This window comes from Streptococcus parasanguinis (assembly GCF_001074805.1).
GTDB classification, from domain to species: Bacteria; Bacillota; Bacilli; order Lactobacillales; family Streptococcaceae; genus Streptococcus; species Streptococcus parasanguinis_A.
The window spans coordinates 1-241 of record NZ_JUPI01000040.1; the positions used below are offsets into that span (position 1 = coordinate 1).

Below are 241 nucleotides of genomic sequence, written 5' to 3' on the forward strand. Positions count from 1 at the left end.
TACCATAGCATCTGCTGCTTCGATAGCACCTACTAAACCTTTTGTTTCAACCATTCCTAATGCGTTTGCGTTTGACATATTCTTTTCCTCCTATTATTGACTTAAACTTAATTATTCAGCTGATGGATGTGGTAAAATTACTTCTACTTCTGAATGTGGACGTGGGATGACATGTACTGAAATCAATTCACCTACGTTTTCAGCTGCTGCTGCACCTGCATCTGTTGCAGCTTTAACAGCA

Annotated in this window: 2 protein-coding genes; both read right to left on the minus strand. The window is 39.4% G+C overall.

The genetic code is table 11. The annotated features are described in order from the left end of the window. On the minus strand, positions 1 to 78 hold a 78-nt coding region (locus tag ADI76_RS02765), incomplete at its 3' end, for a BMC domain-containing protein (RefSeq protein WP_049514619.1). Positions 79 to 111: 33 nt separating this feature from the next. Further along, positions 112 to 241, minus strand: a 130-nt coding sequence (locus ADI76_RS02770) for a BMC domain-containing protein (protein WP_049514622.1), incomplete at its 5' end; no start/stop codon positions are given.